This window comes from Mycobacterium sp., assembly GCF_049647605.1.
Taxonomy (GTDB): Bacteria; Actinomycetota; Actinomycetes; order Mycobacteriales; family Mycobacteriaceae; genus Mycobacterium.
Genome location: NZ_JBARXZ010000172.1, coordinates 1 through 2,044, shown reverse-complemented (window position 1 = coordinate 2,044; position 2,044 = coordinate 1). Strand labels below are relative to the sequence as shown.

3 protein-coding genes are annotated in these 2,044 nt (G+C 70.1%); 1 reads left to right on the top strand and 2 read right to left on the bottom strand.

All coding sequences use genetic code 11. From position 1 onward, the window contains the following. On the bottom strand, window positions 1-425 hold a 425-nt coding region (locus tag WBB07_RS22010), incomplete at its 3' end, for a GreA/GreB family elongation factor (RefSeq protein ID WP_526310527.1). A gap of 171 nt (window positions 426-596) precedes the next feature. Next, window positions 597-1,031, bottom strand: a complete 435-nt coding sequence (locus WBB07_RS22005) for a DUF4307 domain-containing protein (RefSeq protein WP_168447743.1) — start codon at window positions 1,029-1,031, stop codon at window positions 597-599. A 36-nt stretch (window positions 1,032-1,067) separates the two neighbouring features. Between WBB07_RS22005 and mca the strand changes: the two genes are divergently transcribed. After that, window positions 1,068-1,952 (top strand): mycothiol conjugate amidase Mca, encoded by an 885-nt coding sequence (mca, locus tag WBB07_RS22000; RefSeq protein WP_168447744.1) that lies wholly within the window; start codon window positions 1,068-1,070, stop codon window positions 1,950-1,952. Window positions 1,953-2,044: the final 92 nt, after the last annotated feature.

Sequence of the window (2,044 nt, the reverse complement as noted above, 5' to 3'; positions counted from 1 at the left end):
TTGTACGAGACCGTGTCACCGACGGCGCGGCCGTTGATCGCGGCGCCGAGCGGGGACTTGTCCGAGTACACGGCGATGTCGGTCGTGCCGGCGATCTCGCGCGAGCCGAGGAGGAACTCGATGTCGTCACCCGCGACCTCGGCGAGGACGAGCATGCCCGGCTCGACGACGCCGTCGTCCGGCGGGGTGCCGATCTGGGCGTTCTCGAGCTTCGCCTTGAGCTCGCGGATGCGTGCCTCCTGCTTCGCCTGCTCCTCGCGGGCGGCGTGGTAGCCGGAGTTCTCCTTCAGGTCGCCCTCGTCGCGCGCCTGGGCGATCCTCGTCGCGATCTCGGTGCGGCCAGGCCCGGTGAGGTGCTCGTACTCGGCCTTCAGCCGGTCGTAGGCCTCCTGGGTCAGCCACGTGGCGGCGGTGGTCTCGGCCACGATCGCTCCTTCCGTCAGTAAAGAAGTAGGCGCACGGTCAGTCACCGTGCGCCAGATGTGCTGTGCCCGGATCTCATTCGCGCAGGCGCGCGAGGTCGAGGACAGCGGTCGAAACACTCAGCATAGCCGGTGCTTCGTGCCTGGCGCGAGACTCCCGCCCGCGCGAGGGTGCTAGCGCGCGGTGCAGCTCTCGACCATGCCGGTCGTCGCGAGCTCGGACGTGCGTACCTCGACGGTGAACGTCTCGCGCTCGGAGGTGCCCGGGCCGATCGTCACGTCACGGAAGCCGACCTGGCCGTATGCCGTGTTGAGCGCGACGAGACGGCAGTCGAGCGTCAGATCGGCGTCCTTGGTGACGTTGAAGGTCACGGTCACGGCCTCGGGGCCCTGGACGGCGAAGCCGACGTCCTGCGTCGTGAACTTCTCGCTCGCGACCATGCTCCAGCCGCTCCATGCGGCGGCGACCGTGCCGACGATGCCGACCGTCCACAGGGCGGCGACGCGCAGGCGGCGCGCACGCGCGTCGGGAGCGACGGTGCCGTACCGCTCGGCGAGCGGGTCGGGAGCCGGATCTGTCGACGGGCCGCTGGGCGAGGTCTCGGACATAGAATCATTGTCTCTCACCTCGAAGGGAAGTGGCTTATGTCCTCGACTCCGTTGCGCCTGCTGGCGGTGCACGCGCACCCCGACGACGAGTCGAGCAAGGGCGCGGCGACGATGGCCCGCTACGCGGCCGAGGGGGTCGAGGTCCTCGTCGTCTCGTGCACCGGAGGCGAGCGTGGCTCGATCCTCAACCCGAGCTGCACGCTCGCGCCGTCGACGATCGAGGAGATGGCTGCGATCCGGCGCGTCGAGATGGCGGCGGCCGCCGAGGCGCTCGGTGTCCAGCACCGTTGGCTCGGATTCGTCGACTCGGGCCTGCCCGAGGGTGACCCGCTCCCGCCGCTCCCCGAGGGGTGCTTCGCGCTCGTCCCGCTCGAGGAGGCGTCGGCGCCGCTCGTCGAGATCGTCCGCGACTTCCGTCCGCACGTCATGACGACGTACGACCCGTCCGGCGGCTACCCCCACCCTGACCACGTCATGTGCCACCGCGTCGCTTTCGAGGCGTACCACGCGGCAGGTGACGCCGAGCGCTACCGCGGCCACGGTGAGCCGTGGGCCCCGTCGAAGCTGTACTACAACCACGACTTCTCGATGAAGCGGATCCGCACGGTCCACGAGGCCATGGCCGACGCGGGCCTCGAGTCGCCGTTCGGCGAGTGGGTCGAGACGCGGGCAGCGCGCGAGATCGTCGAGCGTCAGGCGACGACCGCGGTGCACTGCGCCGACTACTTCGACCGCCGGGATCGCGCGCTCATCGCGCACGAGACCCAGATCGACCCGGACGGGTTCTTCTTCGGCACGCCACGCGACCTCGAGGCCGAGGTCTGGCCTGTCGAGGAGTTCGAGCTCGCCCACTCGCGCGTGCCCACCACGCTCCCCGAGGACGACCTGTTCGCCGGGATCCGTCACGAGGAGATCGCATGACCGTCCAGCTCGTCCCGCACACGTCGGCGCTCACGTTCGAGACCGTCAGCCCGAGCCCGTCGCCGACCGACGTGCTGCGCGGTGACCTCAAC